Genomic DNA, 15,618 nt, shown 5'->3' with positions numbered 1-15,618 from the left:
CTAGAGCCATCAAGGCCAGACTAGAACCTCTAGTTAAGTACGTCACAGCCACCCCAAGCAACTGCTTGGTGGATATTCACCAGATGGGAACCGGGCTGGTTCCGATCTTGTAGTAGCCCGGTAGCTGCTCGCCCGCCATGCTGCGTTCGATGCGCTTCTGCATGCCCTGGCTGAGGTCGCCGGACTCGATGAGGTTCATGAACATCTTCGAGACGTGACCGAAGTCGAAGAAGTCGCGCTGCCACTCGATCAACAGGTCGTCGTTCAACCGGAACCAGCTGCCGCCGATGCCGTAGATCTCGTCCTGGGTCCCGTCGCCCTTCTTAACGATCTGCTTCCAGAATCCGACGATCTCATTCTGCTTCTCGTCGACCAGCACCTTCTGGTACTCGTAGACCCAGTTGTCCAGGCCCTCCATCTCGAGGCCGAGCGCGACGTCGCGGATCTCGTCCTTGCCGACGCACATCACGTCTTCCTTGGGCCCGATGTTCCAGCCGTAGGTCGCGTCCTCGGTGTAGAACTCGGCGAGGTTCTTCCAGTCGCCGGCCGCCTCCGAGTCCCTGTTGGCCTGCAGCCAACGCTCGACCCAGTCGTCCAGTTGTTCGCGTGACGCCATTGTCGGTCAGTCCTTCTCTTCGATGGAAATCGCTTGGGTGGGGCACATCTCGATCGCCCGCTCGACGTCCTCGCGGACATCGTCGGGTGGCTCCGCGTCGAGGATCTCGACGACGCCGCGCTTGGGCACGGCGAACACGTCTGGGGCCTCCAGTTCGCACATCGCGTGGCCCTGGCACAGATCCTCGTCGAGGACGACGCGGTAGCAGCCCATGGAGGTCAGGCCCGTACGCGCTTGCGGTAGCGCACCTTGGCGGGCTGGGCGAGCTGCACGACCATCTTGGAGTGGTCGTTCCGATAGCTGTCGGCGGGCTGTGACATCTCGAACTCGTACTCGCGCAGCAACACCGAGAAGATCGCCTTGATCTGCATCTGGGCGAACGCGGCCCCGACGCAGCGGTGCTTGCCCGCGCCGAAGGGGATCCACGTCCAGCGATTGGCGAGATCCTCCTGCCGCGGCTTTTGATAGCGGTCCGGATCGAAGGCGTCGGGGTTCGGGAAGTCCTCGGCGATGCGATTGGAGATCGCCGGCGACGCGGCCACGAACTGCCCCTTGTGGATGGGATGTCCCGCGACCTCGAACTCGTCCTGCGCGACCCGCATCAGGATGATCAGCGGCGGATGCAGCCGCAACGTCTCCTTCAGCGAGTTGTCGAGCTTCGGGATCTGGCGCAGCGCATGGAAACTGACCTCCTGGCCGTCGGAGTACAGCTCGTCGAGTTCCTGCTGAACCTGGGCGTACACCTCGGGGTTGCGCAGCAGTTCGATCAGCGTCCACGACGAGGTGCCCGAGCTGGTGTGGTGGCCCGCGAACATCAGCGAGATGAACATGCCGGTGACCTCGTTGGCCGTGAAGCGCGACGTGCCCTCGTCGTCCTTGATCGAGACGAGCACGTCGAGCAGGTCGCGATCCTCCTTGCCCCTGGGCGGGTTCGCGATCCGCCCGTCCATGATCTCCTGCACGAGGTTGACGAGCTTCACGCGCGACTCGTCGCGGATGCGGAAGCTCTCGATGTCGAGATACGGGTCGACGTAGCAGAGCGGATCGGTCCCGCGCTCGAGCTGGTGGTAGTAGTGCGCGAACCGGCTGTCGAGCTGCTCGCGGAATTTGAGGCCGATGAGGCACGCCGTCGAGGTGTAGATGGTCAGTTCCGAGAAGAAGTCGAGCAGCTCGATCTCGCCCTCGTCGCCCCACCCGGCGATGATCTTCTTGACCTCGTTCTCGATGGTGGCGGCGTGGCCCTTCATCTGTTCACCGCGAAGTGCGGTGTTGTGCAACATCTCCGCGCGGCGCTCGGGGTCGGCGTCGAACACCACGCCCTCGCCGAAGATCGGCGTCATGAACGGGTAGGCCTCGGCCTGGTTCAGCTCGGCGTCGCTGGAGCGGAAGAAGAACTCGTTGGCCTCGGACCCGGACAGCATGACGACCTGCTTGTCGACCAACTGGAACCAACCGACGTCGCCGCACTCCTGCCGGATCCGGTTCATCAGGCCGATGGGGTCGGTACGGAACTCCTCGAGGTGTCCGTACTCCTCTTCGCCGCCCGAGACGCGCTGGACCTCTTTGGTCACGGTCATGACGACAAGTTCCCCTCATTCAGGACGAGCTTCTGCCGGTCCGCGGGATCGCTCGCCAACGGCGCCTCGGGCTGCAGTTCCATGTTCGCGATGAAGCCGCCGCGCGGCGTCTCGGCGACGAACGTGATCGCACGCGCGAGGTCGGCCGCGCGCAGGAAGTAGTCGTGCCGTGCCTGGCCCCACTTGGCCCAGTCCTCGAGCGCGGGTCCGATCAGCTCGGCCGGCAGGCTCCAGCCCATCGACGTCTTCGTCGGACCCGGATGCACGATGGACGCGCGGACGCCGGTGCCCTCGAGTTCCATCTGCAGGTTGTTGACCATGGCGACCAGCGCGGCCTTCGCCGCACCGTAGGCGCCCATGTGGGGGCGTTGCCGAAGCGCCACTTCGGATCCCACGAAGATGAGGTCGCCGCGCTGGCGTTCGAGCATGCCGGGCAGCACGGCGGTGGCGAGCCGGTTGGCGCCGACGAGGTGGATCTGCAGCTGGGAGTCGAACTCGTCGGTGCTGATCTCGGCGAGCTTGCCGAAGTAGGTGTCGCCGGCGCCGGCGACCATCACCTCGATCTCGCCGAGGGCGTCCTCGGCGCTTGCGATGAACGACTTGACCGAGTTGGGATCGGTGACGTCGAGGTGGAAGCCGACGGCCTCGCCGCCGTCGGCGTTGATCTTGCCGACGATGTCCTCGAGCTTCTCGACGCGGCGCGCTCCGAGTGCGACGGGGAAGCCGCGCGCGGCGAGTTCGATCGCGGTGGCCTCGCCGATGCCGGCGGATGCGCCGGCGACGATGGCGGGTCTGCGGTCGGGGAGTGGGGCGAAACGTGGCATCTATCGGGCCTTCACGGTCATGGGGAGGTGGGCGAAGCCGCGGACGTTGCTCGAGTGGACGCGTACCGAGTTGGCCTCGTCGACCTCGTAACCGCGGATGCGCTTGAAGAGTTCGGCCAGGGCCACGCGTGCCTCCATGCGCGCCAGGTGCGCGCCGAGGCAGAAGTGTGCTCCGCTGCCGAAACTCAGCAGCTTCGAACCGATCTCGCGACCGATGACGAAGTCGTCGGGCCGGTCGAACACCCGCTCGTCACGGTGCGCGGAACCCGGCAGCAGCAGGACGACGTCGCCGTCGGGGATCGTGGTGTCGTGCAGCGTCAGATCGCCGGCGACGGTGCGGGCGAGGATCTGGCTCGAGGTGTCGTAGCGCAGCGTCTCCTCGACCCACAGGGGGATGCGCTCGAGGTCGTCGTAGACCGGGGCGAGCTGGTCGGGGTTCTGATGACCCCAGAACGCCGCGTTGGCAAGCAGTTTGGTGGTGGTCTCGTTGCCGGCGATGACCATCAGGAACATGAAGCCGAGCACCTCGTCGTCGGTGAGACGGTCACCGTCGATCTCGGCCTCGAGCAGCGCGGTGGTGAGGTCGTCGGAGGGCTTCTTCCGCCGTTCGGCCACCATCTCCTGGTAGTAGACGATCAGGTTGAGCGACGCCTCGATCGCGGCGGGCGGCACGTCGGTGACGCCCTCGTCGCGGTGCATCACGCCATCGGCCCAGGCGCGGACCTGGTCCCGGTCGGGCACCGGCACACCCATCAGCTCGGAGATGACGTCCATCGGCAGCTTGCCCGCGAACTCCTCGACGTAGTCGACCGTGCCGTCGGCGGCCTTCTCCATCAGCGTGTCGAGGTGCTGCGTGGCGATCTGGGTGACGCGGGGCTCCAGTTCGCGGATGCGCCGCGGGGTGAACCCCTTCGACACCAGGGTGCGCAACCGCAGGTGCGACGGATCGTCCATGGCGAGGAACGACATGGTCTTGGCTGCGTGCGGGCCGCGCGACGCGGGATCCAGTGACACCCCGAACTTGTTCGACAGCGTCGTGCTGTTGCGGAATCCCTGGTGGACGTCGGCATGGCGGGACAGTGCCCAGAATCCGAGTTCGTCGTTGCGGTACAGCGGCGCGTCGTCGCGCAGCCGCCGGTAGTACGGGTACGGGTCTTCGTGGAAGTCGTAGTCGTAGGGGTCCAGCAGGACGTCGGGTGGACTTGTCGGGGTGGGAGATGTCGACGGTGAGCCCGGCGGCGCGGGCGATGTCGAGGACGTGCCGGTGGTCATGGGCGTTCTCCCGAACTCTGGATTTCGACTCGCCGGCTCACTGGTCGTCTCCGACGATGAGTGCGACCACGTAGCTGAGGCGGTCGGCGATCTGGTGGTAGGTGAAGGCGCCGCTGCCCGCGTTGACCAGCGCGCCGAAGAACGTCATCTCCAGCGCCGAGATCACCCGGGGATCGGCGTCCGGGCCGACGGCGGACCGGATGCGGCGGTGGATCTCGGCCCCGATGCGGTCGCGCACCTTGCGAACGGTGGGATCGGTACCGGTGAGCAGTGCGGTGGTGCAGGCGGCGGCCACCTCGGGCTCGTCGGCGACGGTGAGTGCCATGGCGCGCAGCGCCTGCTCGACCCGCGACGGCATGGGCTCGTTGACGTCGGTGAAGTACGGCACCTGCTTCATCAGGTCCAGGTAGACCTCGGCGATCAGGTGGTTCTTCGAGGAGAAGTAGGTGTACGCGGTGGCGGGAGCGACCTTGGCCCTCGCGGCGACGGCGCGCACGGTGAGGTCGGCGTAGGACGACTCCCGCAGCATCTCGATGCCCGCGGTGAGGACCTTGCGAAAGGTCTCCTCCTGGCGGCGGTTGCGCGGCGTCTCACCGGGTTCGGTGGTCGCCGCACCCGTCACTGCCACCACCGCATCGCTGGACACATGTCCAAGTTATCGGACGCGATCGGGGAATGGCAAGCCTCGACCCTGAACACGCACGTGGACAGTGGTTTACCTCTGGTTTGGCTGGTGTTCCAGGTGCCGGACCCTTGCCTCTTCGGTGGGCCTGCGGTTATGGTTCGACCGGGAACAGCCGGACAGCTGTCCAGAATCGGAGGCGAAGTCTGATGGCGTTACTGGGCGATCGCGAGAGTTGGCTGCTCATCGACGGGAAGCTGGTGGCCGCCGGCGGCGGCACGTTCGCCACCATCAATCCCGCCACCGAGGAGACGCTGGGCGTCGCGGCCGACGCCACGCCCGACGACATGGACGCCGCGATCGGCGCCGCCCGCCGCGCGTTCGACGACACGGAGTGGTCGACCGACGTCGCGCTGCGGGTGCGGTCGATCCGCCAGCTGCAGCAGGCGATGCGCGACCACACCGAGGAACTGCGCGCGCTGACCATCGCCGAGGTGGGCGCGCCACGGATGCTGACGTCGGCCGCGCAACTCGAGGGCCCGGTCGAGGACCTGAGCTTCTGCGCCGACACCGCCGAGTCCTACCAGTGGACCACCGATCTGGGCGTCGCCTCGCCGATGGGGATGAAGACCCACCGCACGATCGCCCGTGAGGCCATCGGCGTCGTCGGCGCCATCACGCCGTGGAACTTCCCGCATCAGATCAACCTGGCGAAGCTCGGGCCGGCGTTGGCGGCGGGCAACACCATCGTCCTCAAGCCGGCACCCGATACGCCCTGGGCAGCAGCCGTTCTCGGCGAATTGATCGCCGAGCACACCGACATCCCCGCCGGCGTAGTCAACATCGTCACCTCGAGCGACCATGGCGTCGGCGCGCTGCTGTCGACGGATCCCCGCGTCGACATGGTGTCGTTCACCGGATCGACCAACACCGGGCGCGCCGTGATGTCCGACGGGTCGGCGACGTTGAAGAAGGTGTTCCTCGAACTCGGCGGCAAGTCCGCCTTCCTGGTGCTCGACGACGCCGACCTCGGCGGCGCATGCGCAATGGCGGCGTTCACCGCGTCGATGCACGCCGGTCAGGGTTGCGCGATCACCACCAGGCTGGTGGTCCCGCGGGCGCGCTACGACGAGGCCGTCGAGGCGGCGGCCGGCACGATGGCGGGTCTCAAGCCCGGCGACCCGAACGACTCGGGCACGATCTGCGGCCCGGTGATCTCGGCGCGGCAGCGCGACCGCATCCAGGGATACCTCGACTCGGCGATCGCCGAGGGCGGGCGATTCGCCTGCGGCGGTGGCAGTCCCGCGGATCGCGACACCGGTTTCTTCATCGAGCCGACGGTGATCGCCGGACTCGACAACGACGCGAAGGTGGCCCGCGAGGAGATCTTCGGGCCGGTGCTGACGGTCATCGCGCACGACGGCGACGACGACGCGGTGCGGATCGCCAACGACTCACCGTTCGGCCTGTCCGGCACGGTGTTCTCCGGCGACGACGACCGTGCCCAGGCAGTCGCGAGGCGCCTGCGGGTCGGCACGGTCAACGTCAACGGCGGTGTCTGGTACTCCGCCGACATGCCCTTCGGTGGATACAAGCAGTCCGGCATCGGCCGGGAGATGGGCCTCGCCGGTTTCGAGGAGTACCTCGAGATCAAGGCGATCGCCACACTCGCGCGGTAGTTCGTCGGCGCCGAGTGTGCACTTACGTCACGCCAAACGCCGAGAAGCGTGTCTCGACAGGACACTCGGCGGAAAGGAAAACATGTACGGAGAGCAGTTCAAGGACAAGGTCGCGATCGTCACCGGTGCCGGCGGCGGCATCGGGCAGGCGTACGCGGAGGCGCTGGCCCGGGAGGGTGCCGCGGTCGTGGTCGCGGACATCAACGTCGAGGGCGCGCAGAAGGTGGCCGACGGCATCACCGGCGAGGGCGGCCGCGCGCTCGCGGTGCGGGTGGACGTCTCGGATCCCGACTCGGCGAAGGAGATGGCGGCCCAGGCGCTCGCGGAGTTCGAGGGCATCGACTACCTGGTCAACAACGCGGCGATCTTCGGCGGCATGAAGCTCGACTTCCTGATCACGGTGGACTGGGACTACTACAAGAAGTTCATGAGCGTGAACATGGACGGCGCGCTGGTGTGCACCAGGGCGGTGTACCGCAAGATGGCGAAGCGGGGCGGCGGAGCGATCGTCAACCAGTCGTCGACCGCGGCATGGCTGTACTCGAACTTCTACGGTCTGGCCAAGGTCGGCATCAACGGCCTGACGCAGCAGTTGGCGACCGAACTCGGCGGGCAGAACATTCGCGTCAACGCGATCGCACCCGGGCCGATCGACACCGAGGCCAACCGCACCACCACGCCGCAGGAGATGGTCGCCGACATCGTGAAGGGAATCCCCCTGTCGCGCATGGGTGAAGTGGACGACCTGACCGGTATGTGCCTCTTCCTGCTGTCGGATCAGGCCAAGTGGGTGACCGGGCAGATCTTCAACGTCGACGGCGGACAGATCATTAGATGACCGAGTTGAAGCTGGGGTACGTCGGGCTGGGCAACCAGGGCGCGCCGATGGCGAAACGCCTAGTCGAGTGGCCCGGTGGCCTCGTGGTGTTCGACGTCCGTGCGGAATCGATGGCACCGCTGGTGGAACTCGGCGCCACGGCGGCCGCCGGCCTCGCCGACGTCGCCGCCGCTGACGTCATCAGCGTCACCGTCCTCACCGACGCGCAGGTGCGCGACGTCGTCGCCGAGCTGGCCGACCACGCCTCGCCCGGTACCGTCATCGCGATCCACTCCACCATCGAGCCGGACACCGCAGCGGAACTCGCGGAGGCGTTGCGGCCGCGCGGGATCCACGTCGTCGACGCACCGGTCAGCGGCGGTGCGGGCGCGGCAGAGAAGGGTGAGCTGGCCGTCATGGTCGGCGCCGACGACGAGGCCTACGACCGGGTGAAGCCCGTCTTCAAGCAGTGGGCATCGATGGTCGTCCGTGCGGGTGAGCCCGGTGCGGGAACGCGGATGAAGTTGGCGCGCAACATGTTGACGTTCATCGGCTTCGCCGCCGCGTGCGAGGCGCAGAAGCTGGCGGAGGCTGCGGGCATCGACCTGCAGAAGCTCGGTCGGGTGGTGCGCCACAGCGATGCCCAGAGCGGCGGGCCGGGCGCGATCATGGTCCGTGACGACACGTCGCCCCTGGCGCCCGACCACTTCGTGTACGACATGTTCGTCCACACCCGTGGGCTGGCCGAGAAGGATCTGAAGCTGGCCCTGGGGTTGGGTGAGGCCACCGGTGTGGAGCTGCCGCTGGCACGAATTGCGTTGCGAGAACTGGCCGACGGCCTCGGCGTGCCGCACGAGAGGAGCTAGACGATGGACGAGTTGCGCCGCAAGGGCCTCGAGAAGATGAACGAGGTCTATTCGTGGGAGATGCCCAACATCGAGGGGGACGCGTACTTCGACCTCACCGTCGACCACCTCTTCGGCACCATCTGGACCCGACCGGGCCTGTCGATGCGCGACAAGCGGCTGATGACGCTGGCCGTGGTGACCGCGCTCGGTGAGCAGGGGCTCGCGGAGATCCAGGTGAACGCCGCGCTGGCCAACGGTGAGCTGACCGAGGATGAGCTGAAGGAGATGGCCATCTTCCTCACCCAGTACGTCGGCTTCCCGCGGGGCGCCGGCCTGAACGGGGTAGTGGGCAAGGTCGCCGGCAAGCGGAAGAAGGCGGCGGAGAAGGGTGCCGAGGAGGACAAGCGGGCGAACGTGAACTCGGCGGTCAAGATGAGTACGGGGAAGACGCTCGATGATGAGTAGGTATGCCGCGCTGTCGCGCGAGGAACTCGCCACCTTGGTCCCCGAGCTGTTGCTGATCGGCCAGTTGATCGACCGGTCGGGGATGGCGCACTGCATCAGCGCGTGGGGACGCGAGGAGATGCTGCAGATCGCGATCGAGGAGTGGGCGGCGTCCAGTCCGCTGTACACCAGGCGCATGCAGAGGGCGCTCAAGTACGAAGGCGTCGATATCTTCACCCTCTTCAAGGGCCTGCAGCTCGACATCGGTGCGCCGCCACAGTTCATGGACTTCCGCTACACCGTGCACGACCGGTGGCACGGTGAGTTCCATCTCGACCACTGTGGTGCGCTGCTCGACGTGGAGCCGATGGGCGAGGACTACGTCCACGGCATGTGCCACGACATCGAGGACCCGACGTTCGACGCGACCGCCTTGGCCACCAACCGCAAAGCGCAGGTGCGCCCGATCCATCGGCCGCCGCGGGTGCCGTCCGGCCGGAAACCGCACTGCGCGTGGACGGTGATCATCGACGAGTCCTACCCGGAGGTGCCGTTCATCCCGGCGATGGACGTCGTCGCCGCCAGCAATGCGCATGCGTGCGAACTGGATCCGATCGACCCCGACGACGAGGGGGCGGCCGACTACTCAGGCGAGCTCCTGGCCGACGTCGACTTCGGCGCGTTCTCGCACTCGGCGCTGGTCCGGATAGCCGACGAGGTGTGCCTCCAGATGCACCTGCTGGTGCTGTCGTTCACGCTCGCGGTGCGGACCCGCGCGAAGGACGACGTGGCGCTGGCGACATCGATTCGCTACAAGCAGCTGATCGGCATCGCGGGTGTTGCGGCCGAGCGCATCCATCGGGCGCTGTCGCTGCCGGGTGGTGTGGCGGGGGCGCTGCGGGTGTTGGAGTTGCATCCGCTGCTGAATCCGGCGGCGTACGTTTCGGCCGACGTCGACCCCGATTTCGTCCACGTCCGCCGCTCGCCGGCGTATGAGGACGGCTCCTGGATCTCGCTGGTGTCACCGGTTGCGGACCTGCCGCTGCAGGCCATCGTGCAGGCCGTCGATCCCCGTCTGCGGGCCGAGGTGTCCGGCACCGAGTCCGACTGGACGGTGCGCGTCATCGAGACGGATACGCCCGCCAAGGAATTGGGGGAGGTTGCGGTCACCAAGTTCAGTGGCGGCGCGACCTGGGTGTTCGAGGACAGGAAGTCGCTTCCGCTGACGGTGGTGTGAGTTTCGCGCCCGTCTGACTTTCGGGCGGCGCTGGCCGGCTGACTTTCGGGCGGCGCGGTGGCGCGGTGCGGCTAGGCCGCGGTGCCGGTGGGTGGTTCGGGCCTGCCGGGTTCGTGGGCGTCGTGGGTGGCTTCGGTTTCGGCGGGTTCGGGGTGGACGGGCGCTGGGTCGTCGGCGGTGCGGTCGTCGGGGGCCGGCGGAGTCTCCGGGGTCTGAGCGTCGAGCGTTTCGGCTTGCGCCGCTGCGCGTTTGCGGGCGGCGCGTTGGGCTTCGGCGGCGGCCCAGGCGGGGTCGACGGGCCACCAGGGGATGGGGGTGTCCTCGTCGGGGGGCGCGCTGTCGGCGGTGTCATGGTCGTCGGTGTCGTCGTCGGATGCGGTTGAGGTGTTGACGGGTTCATCCCCGATGACCCACCGCGTCCCGGCGTCGTCGGGGTGCCAGGCGTCCTCGGGTGGGGGTCGTAGTCGTTCGGGGTGGTGGTAGTCGTTGGTGCGTTTCTGACCGGTATCGAGCGTCGGTGGGGGGATCCACTCGACGTCGTGGGTGTCGGTGATGTGGGTGGTCCACCCGCCGGGGCCGACGGCGCGGTTGTCGGGGCCGCAGGCCAGGGCCAAATCGTCGACGTTGGTGTCCCCGCCGGCACTCCAGTCCTGGGTGGCGTGGTGGACCTGGCTGCCGTAGGCGGGGACGGTGCAGCCGGGTTTGGTGCAGCCTCCGTCGCGGGCGATCAACGCCAACCGCTGCGCCACCGACGCGGTACGCCGGGTGCGGAACAGGTCGAGGACGGAACCGGTGGCGTCGTCGAACACCGCCAGATAATTCGTCGCATCCTTCTGCGCGGCCATGTGCAGGACGTCGGCGACCGGGACGATGGTGCCGCCGCCGGTGACGCCGATCCCGGCCCGGGTTTCGAGGTCTTGCAGGGTGGTGCGGACGATGACGGTGGTGGGTAGGCCGTTGAGGTGCCCGAGGTCGCCCTTCTCCAGTGCCATCCGGCCGATGTATTCGAACGCGTCGTGGCGGCGTTGGGCGGGGGTGCGGAGGTCGCCGTCGATCTGCTGCTGGGTGGGGGTGCCCGAGGTGCAGGGGTGCTCGTCGGCGGGGTTGCACATTCCGGGGGCACTGAACCGGGCGTTGAGTACTTCCCACACCGCATAGGCCGCGGGGGTGAGGTCGCCGGTCATGCCGATGGTGGAGTCGTCGCGTTGTTTGGTGAACACGATGTTGCGACGCCGGGCGCGTTCGGCGTCGTCGGGGGCGGGGCCGTCCTGGTCGAGGAGGTACACGGTGCGCCGCGCCACGTCGTCGAGCGCGTCGGGGCCGGATCCGACGGCGTGGCGGACCCAATCGACTTCGACGCGGTCGCGGGTGGCGGTGTCGACCCAGCCGGGCAGGCGTTTGAGGTGTTTGCGGATCACCGCGACGTGCTCGGCGGTGATGAATCCGAGCCGTTGGGCGGCGGCGGTCGCCGGCAACTGCGGTGGCATGGGTGCCCCGGTCAGGGCTCGTCGGGGGGCGAGGAGGTCGGCGTCGGTGAGTCGGCGGTTGGCTTCGGTGGTGGAGATGCGGTACCGGGTCGTGAGGACGTCGCGCCAGGACTTCGCGCCCATCTCCGCCGGGGTGGATTGCGCCCTCAACTGGGCGAGGAGGCGGTGGTTCTGGGTGGGGAGTTGGCAGTGGTGGGTTTCCAGTTCGTCCATCACCTCGAGGAGTTCGGCCGGCGTGAGGGATTGGGTGTCGCAGGCGGCGAAGGTGGCGAAGGCGTCGCGCAGCGCGGTGAGCGCTTCACTGACCTCGCCAATCGACATACATCGAACATACGTTCGATTACTGATGATTTCAAGGGCTGGGGCCTGAGAAAATCTGAAGATTCGGCGACGCCGCAATTCCCATGAAAGCATTGTGACGCAATGACTTTCGCGGGGCCAATGAGGTCCTGCGCCGCCGCATCTGGTCCTGGGCGGACGGCTAGAAACGATGTGAATCTGGCTTCGATTGGCTGCTCAACTGAAGCGCCGCGAGCGTTTAGGGTTGGAGCCATGATCGCGCTGCGGAGTGTGGCTGCTGGGTTTGCTTTACTGCTTCCGCTTGCGGGGTGCGCGGCGGACGGTGGTACAGGCCTCGAAAGCTCCACTCCGGCAGCATCTGCGTCGAGTCGCCAGTCTTCGCCTTCACCCATTCGTGAACCGCAACTCGACCTGCCTCGTATCGCAGACGCAGCCGCGGCTCTTCCGTCTGGGTTTGAACTCGTTGGGCAGTCACCAGTCCCGCTAGACCTGATTGAACGATTGGTTGACTCGGTCTCTGCTGTGGTCTCCTATGGCAAACCCTTCGTAGTCGAGCCGCGTCTGTGTCGACCACTACTGAAACCCGTAGATGCCGTAGCGGGTGCCCACACAATTCGCTTCCGTGGGGACCGTGGGAAGGAAGAGCAGATCTCGGTCGGAGCCGTCGAACCAGTGACTGTGCCGCAGCCCATTCCGACCGCCGGGTGCGATGCGATGACGTTCCAGGTCGACGATGACGACCGCCCGTCGAAAGGCACCGTTGAGAGGCTTGGCGCCCCAGTCATCGCTGGGGCCACCACCATCGCATTGAAGGCGCAGGTGGATGGCTGGCCCATAGTGCTCTACTCGTACGCGGCAATACTGGACGAAGGCGGATACGTCGACGTCCAAACACGGTCGAGCCCAGACTTCGCCCCAGAACCGGCCCTCCCGAATCTCCTGGCGGCGTCCGTCGCTGCTGTTCGAGATCAGTAGGGATCAGTTGGGCGAACCTGCGTCAGGGTCGGGAATCGCGATGAGAGATCCCGGGTAGAGCGGCACCATTCCTGCCGGCGCGAGTTCCCCCTTCTCCAGTATCTGTGACTTGGCCATGTCCACCGGTACTTCTGGAGTCTTGGGAACGTACTCTGCTGCATCCGGATCCGGTATCCAGGCACCAGAATTAGGTACGAGCTCCATCATTCCTGAACTCGGCTGAATGGAGCCAGGTCCCAAATACACGATGTCCCGGTAATCCAACGGCGCCTCGGGTGGCGACTTCACCTCGCCTACCTGCGTCCGCGGGTAGTAGGCGCCAGGCCCGATCTCGTCGGTGTTCGCCGGTCCCAGAGGACCGTTGGACAGCTTGATGTCCTTGATGTCGAACGTGGTGTTGGGGACGGGCGGCTTCTTGTCGATGTGCTCGCCGGCCTTCCCCTCGCCGTCGTCATCGAGCATCTGATACTCGCCGCCCAGTTCCTTGATGCGGCCGGCGATCGTCGACAGCTGCCCGTTGGAACGGGTGAGGATCTCCTGGATCTCCGCGGAGCCCTTGCTGACGATCGGGAGGAGCATCCGCTCCCCAGCGGCGGTGTTGGGGACCTGGGCCGCGGCGTCGACGACCCACTGCCTCAGGGTGTCCAGTTCGCGCCTGCCCGCCGACACCACCGCGGACGATCGCGCGACCTCCTTGCCGAGCTGCTGGTCGAGGTCGGCCATCTTGCCGATCTTCCCGGCCTGCTTGCTGTTCTTGTTCGCATACGCGTCCGATGCGCCGCCGGTCCAACCCGATCCGGGTGCCGCCGACTGCACCTGTTCCTGCAGCTGCCGCAGCTGCGAACTCTGATCGAACTGCGACCCGTCTGCGGGCGCGCCCTGCCCGAACGTCTCGCGTGCCTGCGACCAGGTCGCCATGAAGGCGTTCAGTGCGCTCACCCGTACCGACCTCCCGTGCTCGTCGATCCAGTCTAATGCGGCGCGGTGGACCCCGGCTGCGGCAAAACGGCCCCCGCCACCCAGCGTCGCAGGTAGTCCCGCAGCGCCTGCCCGGTCCGCGGCGGGCGCCCGGGATCGATCACGAACGACTGGATGATCCGCAGCAAGTGCTCGGACAGCTCGTCGAGTTCGTCGTCGGTGAAACCATGTGCAGCCCAATCGACGTCGAACCGCCGGACCATCGCGTTCGCGAATCGAAGCGCCACGTCCGAGGTCACCGACTCGGTGTGGGCGTCGGCGCGGCCGGGAACCACGAGGAGGCCGATGTGCTTGTCCTTGGGCAGCCACTCGAGCGCGGTGACGATGGCCTCGGTGACCGCCGTCAACGGATCGGTCATGCCGCGCAGGTGGTCGGCCAGGCGTTCGAGGAAGTCGTCGGCGGCGTGCACGGCCGCGGCGACCAGCAGCGCGTCGGTGCTGGGGAAGTACCGGTACACCGTCTGACGGGTGACGCCCAGCGTCCGGGCGACGTCGGCGATGGAGATCTCGGCGCCGCGCTCGTCGATCGCCTTGCCCGCGGCAGCCAGGATGCGGGCGACGGCCTCGTCGTCGCTCGCGGGGGCCGCTCCGGCCCAGCCGTGGGTGCGCACCGGCAAATGGTACTCGGCGGTTCCCGTCTGGCCCCCGAGTCAGCCCTGGTAGGAGACCTCGAGGTTCTTGACGCCGTTGATCCAGCCCGACCGCAGGCGCTGCGGTTCAGCACGTTTCGCGATGTTCGGGAGCTGATCGGCGATCTCGTTGAAGATCAGTTTGATCTCCATGCGGGCCAGGTTGGCGCCGATGCAGAAGTGTGCGCCGTTACCGCCGAATGCCAGGTGCGGGTTGGGGTTACGCGTGATGTCGAATTCGAACGGCCGGTCGAAGACGTCCTCGTCGAAGTTCGCGGAGCTGTAGAACAGGCCGACGCGCTGGCCCTCCTCGACTGTGACGCCACCCAGTTCGACGTCGGTCAGCGCGGTGCGTTGGAAGCAGTGCACCGGCGTCGCCCATCGGATGATCTCGTCGACCGCGGAGGCCGGGCGCTCGCGCTTGAACAGCTCCCACTGGTCGGGGTTGTCGAAGAAGGCGTTCATGCCGTGGGTCATCGCGTTGCGCGTGGTCTCGTTGCCCGCCACGGCCAGCAGGATGACGAAGAACGCGAACTCGACGTCCCCCATGGCCTCGCCGTCGACGTCGGCCTGGATCAGGCGCGTGACGATGTCGTCGGCCGGGTTGCGCCTGCGCTCCTCGGCCATGTTGTACGCGTAGCCCATCAGCTCGGCGTTGGCCATCGTCGGATCCGAGTCGAAGTCGGGGTCGTCGGTGTTCATGATGCAGTTGGTCCAGTGGAACAGCTTCTGCCGGTCTCCCTCGGGGACGCCGATCAGATCGGCGATCGCCTGCAGCGGCAGGTTGGTCGCGATGTCGTCGACGAAGTTCCCGCCGTCCTTCTCGGCCGCGGCACGGACGATCTCCGTGGCCGCTGAGGCCAGCGTCTGCTCGAGCGTCGCCACCGCCCGCGGCGTGAACAGCCGCGACACGATCTTGCGCAGGCGGGTGTGCTCGGGGGCGTCGTGGTTGATGAGCAGCGCCTTGGTCAGGTCGAGCTGCTCGCTGGTGACGCCGTCGGGCAGGCGCATGACGGCGCCCTTGCGGTTGGTCGACCACAGATCGCCGTTCTTGGAGATCGACTTGATGTCCTCGTGCTTGGTGACGACCCAATAGCCGCCGTCGTCGAAGATCGACTCGTCCTGCGCGTTCCACCAGACGGGGGTGGTGCGGCGCAGCTCCGCGAACTCCGTGACGGGGATGCCCTTGAGGAGGACGTCGGGGTCGGTGAAGTCGTACCCGGCGGGCAACGGGTTCTGCATGGTCGTCATGGCGGCCACCTTTCGTGTGACGTGCGGCACGTTTCGCTCGACCATACACCGAAGCAATGAGT

The 15,618-nt window shown here is 67.0% G+C and carries 16 protein-coding genes; 6 read left to right on the top strand and 10 right to left on the bottom strand.

All coding sequences use genetic code 11. The features are described 5' to 3' along the window. Positions 1-76 precede the first annotated feature (76 nt). The 6 genes from AC1MEY_RS18550 to AC1MEY_RS18525 are packed head-to-tail and all read right to left on the bottom strand — an operon-like array spanning position 77 to position 4,935. Entirely contained in the window at positions 77-616 is a 540-nt protein-coding gene (locus AC1MEY_RS18550; protein ID WP_480226896.1) for a nuclear transport factor 2-like protein, read from the bottom strand. A 6-nt stretch (positions 617-622) separates the two neighbouring features. After that, positions 623-829: a ferredoxin gene (locus AC1MEY_RS18545; RefSeq protein ID WP_480226895.1), complete on the bottom strand. Its 207-nt coding sequence runs from the start codon at positions 827-829 to the stop codon at positions 623-625. A 5-nt stretch (positions 830-834) separates the two neighbouring features. Continuing rightward, positions 835-2,193, bottom strand: coding sequence for a cytochrome P450 (locus AC1MEY_RS18540; protein WP_480226894.1), 1,359 nt, complete (start codon positions 2,191-2,193; stop codon positions 835-837). Beyond that, on the bottom strand, positions 2,190-3,017 hold the full coding sequence (locus AC1MEY_RS18535; protein ID WP_480226893.1) for an SDR family oxidoreductase: 828 nt from the start codon (positions 3,015-3,017) through the stop codon (positions 2,190-2,192). Before AC1MEY_RS18535 ends, AC1MEY_RS18540 begins: the two co-directional genes overlap by 4 nt. Further along, positions 3,018-4,289 (bottom strand): cytochrome P450, encoded by a 1,272-nt coding sequence (locus AC1MEY_RS18530; protein WP_480226892.1) that lies wholly within the window; start codon positions 4,287-4,289, stop codon positions 3,018-3,020. It lies immediately after the preceding gene. Between the two features lie 37 nt (positions 4,290-4,326). Continuing rightward, positions 4,327-4,935, bottom strand: coding sequence for a TetR/AcrR family transcriptional regulator (locus AC1MEY_RS18525; protein ID WP_480226891.1), 609 nt, complete (start codon positions 4,933-4,935; stop codon positions 4,327-4,329). Positions 4,936-5,120: 185 nt separating this feature from the next. Between AC1MEY_RS18525 and AC1MEY_RS18520 the strand changes: the two genes are divergently transcribed. From AC1MEY_RS18520 to AC1MEY_RS18500, 5 genes are all read left to right on the top strand, one after another. Then, positions 5,121-6,590, top strand: a complete 1,470-nt coding sequence (locus tag AC1MEY_RS18520) for an aldehyde dehydrogenase (RefSeq protein WP_480226890.1) — start codon at positions 5,121-5,123, stop codon at positions 6,588-6,590. 82 nt (positions 6,591-6,672) lie between these two features. Continuing rightward, positions 6,673-7,428 (top strand): SDR family oxidoreductase, encoded by a 756-nt coding sequence (locus tag AC1MEY_RS18515; RefSeq protein ID WP_480226889.1) that lies wholly within the window; start codon positions 6,673-6,675, stop codon positions 7,426-7,428. Then, complete coding sequence (locus tag AC1MEY_RS18510; protein WP_480226888.1) at positions 7,425-8,273, top strand: NAD(P)-dependent oxidoreductase; 849 nt, start codon at positions 7,425-7,427, stop codon at positions 8,271-8,273. Before AC1MEY_RS18515 ends, AC1MEY_RS18510 begins: the two co-directional genes overlap by 4 nt. 3 nt (positions 8,274-8,276) lie before the next feature. Next, positions 8,277-8,720: a carboxymuconolactone decarboxylase family protein gene (locus AC1MEY_RS18505; RefSeq protein ID WP_480226887.1), complete on the top strand. Its 444-nt coding sequence runs from the start codon at positions 8,277-8,279 to the stop codon at positions 8,718-8,720. Further along, a complete protein-coding gene (locus AC1MEY_RS18500; RefSeq protein ID WP_480226886.1) occupies positions 8,710-9,936 on the top strand; it encodes a hypothetical protein in 1,227 nt (408 codons plus the stop codon). The genes AC1MEY_RS18505 and AC1MEY_RS18500 overlap by 11 nt, the downstream gene beginning before the upstream one ends. Before the next feature lie 71 nt (positions 9,937-10,007). Here AC1MEY_RS18500 and AC1MEY_RS18495 read toward each other — a convergent pair whose 3' ends face one another. Next, positions 10,008-11,744 (bottom strand): HNH endonuclease signature motif containing protein, encoded by a 1,737-nt coding sequence (locus AC1MEY_RS18495; protein WP_480226885.1) that lies wholly within the window; start codon positions 11,742-11,744, stop codon positions 10,008-10,010. Between the two features lie 693 nt (positions 11,745-12,437). Here AC1MEY_RS18495 and AC1MEY_RS18490 point away from each other — a divergent pair. After that, on the top strand, positions 12,438-12,698 hold the full coding sequence (locus tag AC1MEY_RS18490; protein WP_480226884.1) for a hypothetical protein: 261 nt from the start codon (positions 12,438-12,440) through the stop codon (positions 12,696-12,698). A 3-nt stretch (positions 12,699-12,701) separates the two neighbouring features. Here the strand turns inward: AC1MEY_RS18490 and AC1MEY_RS18485 are convergent, their stop codons facing one another. The 3 genes from AC1MEY_RS18485 to AC1MEY_RS18475 are packed head-to-tail and all read right to left on the bottom strand — an operon-like array spanning position 12,702 to position 15,556. Further along, positions 12,702-13,637 carry an EspA/EspE family type VII secretion system effector gene (locus tag AC1MEY_RS18485; RefSeq protein ID WP_480226883.1) on the bottom strand — a complete coding sequence of 312 codons (936 nt, stop codon included), beginning with the start codon at positions 13,635-13,637 and terminating at the stop codon, positions 12,702-12,704. 32 nt (positions 13,638-13,669) lie between these two features. Next, entirely contained in the window at positions 13,670-14,287 is a 618-nt protein-coding gene (locus AC1MEY_RS18480; protein WP_480226882.1) for a TetR/AcrR family transcriptional regulator, read from the bottom strand. A 39-nt stretch (positions 14,288-14,326) separates the two neighbouring features. After that, complete coding sequence (locus AC1MEY_RS18475; RefSeq protein WP_480226881.1) at positions 14,327-15,556, bottom strand: cytochrome P450; 1,230 nt, start codon at positions 15,554-15,556, stop codon at positions 14,327-14,329. Positions 15,557-15,618: the final 62 nt, after the last annotated feature.

It is taken from the genome of Mycobacterium sp. PTI7 (assembly GCF_056679845.1).
This window is presented reverse-complemented; position numbering and strand designations above follow the sequence as displayed.

What these genes read in the sequence shown, in the direction of transcription:
- AC1MEY_RS18545 (WP_480226895.1), bottom strand. Translation starts at nt 829, where the DNA reads ATGGGCTGCTACCGCGTCGTCCTCGACGAGGATCTGTGCCAGGGCCAC.
- AC1MEY_RS18475 (WP_480226881.1), bottom strand. Translation starts at nt 15,556, where the DNA reads ATGACGACCATGCAGAACCCGTTGCCCGCCGGGTACGACTTCACCGAC.
- AC1MEY_RS18535 (WP_480226893.1), bottom strand. Translation starts at nt 3,017, where the DNA reads ATGCCACGTTTCGCCCCACTCCCCGACCGCAGACCCGCCATCGTCGCC.
- AC1MEY_RS18495 (WP_480226885.1), bottom strand. Translation starts at nt 11,744, where the DNA reads ATGTCGATTGGCGAGGTCAGTGAAGCGCTCACCGCGCTGCGCGACGCC.
- AC1MEY_RS18520 (WP_480226890.1), top strand. Translation starts at nt 5,121, where the DNA reads ATGGCGTTACTGGGCGATCGCGAGAGTTGGCTGCTCATCGACGGGAAG.
- AC1MEY_RS18550 (WP_480226896.1), bottom strand. Translation starts at nt 616, where the DNA reads ATGGCGTCACGCGAACAACTGGACGACTGGGTCGAGCGTTGGCTGCAG.
- AC1MEY_RS18505 (WP_480226887.1), top strand. Translation starts at nt 8,277, where the DNA reads ATGGACGAGTTGCGCCGCAAGGGCCTCGAGAAGATGAACGAGGTCTAT.
- AC1MEY_RS18500 (WP_480226886.1), top strand. Translation starts at nt 8,710, where the DNA reads ATGATGAGTAGGTATGCCGCGCTGTCGCGCGAGGAACTCGCCACCTTG.
- AC1MEY_RS18510 (WP_480226888.1), top strand. Translation starts at nt 7,425, where the DNA reads ATGACCGAGTTGAAGCTGGGGTACGTCGGGCTGGGCAACCAGGGCGCG.
- AC1MEY_RS18530 (WP_480226892.1), bottom strand. Translation starts at nt 4,289, where the DNA reads ATGACCACCGGCACGTCCTCGACATCGCCCGCGCCGCCGGGCTCACCG.
- AC1MEY_RS18490 (WP_480226884.1), top strand. Translation starts at nt 12,438, where the DNA reads ATGACGTTCCAGGTCGACGATGACGACCGCCCGTCGAAAGGCACCGTT.
- AC1MEY_RS18515 (WP_480226889.1), top strand. Translation starts at nt 6,673, where the DNA reads ATGTACGGAGAGCAGTTCAAGGACAAGGTCGCGATCGTCACCGGTGCC.
- AC1MEY_RS18540 (WP_480226894.1), bottom strand. Translation starts at nt 2,193, where the DNA reads ATGACCGTGACCAAAGAGGTCCAGCGCGTCTCGGGCGGCGAAGAGGAG.